We start from the raw sequence: 226 nt of genomic DNA, 5'->3' as shown, positions 1-226 counted from the left end.
AAAAGGCGGATAGAACCGCAGTAGTTGCTAATACGGATAAACAAAAGGTCGACGTTTATAAAATCAACCTAAACAAGGCTCATAAGATTAAAGCTGGTGTAACGCTATTAGACAGTAAAGCCTATGAGACTATTGGCTATCAAGCAGGAAAAGTTGAAGTGTTAGCACACTATGACGGACAGCATTTTGAACGTCGTACTGTACTATATACAGTAAAGGAATGGAG

The 226-nt window shown here is 38.9% G+C and carries 1 pseudogene; it reads left to right on the top strand.

Annotated features, from left to right (window positions below):
- Nucleotides 1–226 (top strand): annotated as a pseudogene (locus NE668_RS10105) (hypothetical protein); the annotation flags it as partial.

Source organism: Veillonella parvula (assembly GCF_024461875.1).
GTDB classification, from domain to species: Bacteria; Bacillota; Negativicutes; order Veillonellales; family Veillonellaceae; genus Veillonella; species Veillonella parvula_I.
Note: the sequence above shows the minus strand (reverse complement) of the source record. Positions and strands in the feature narration are given on the sequence as shown.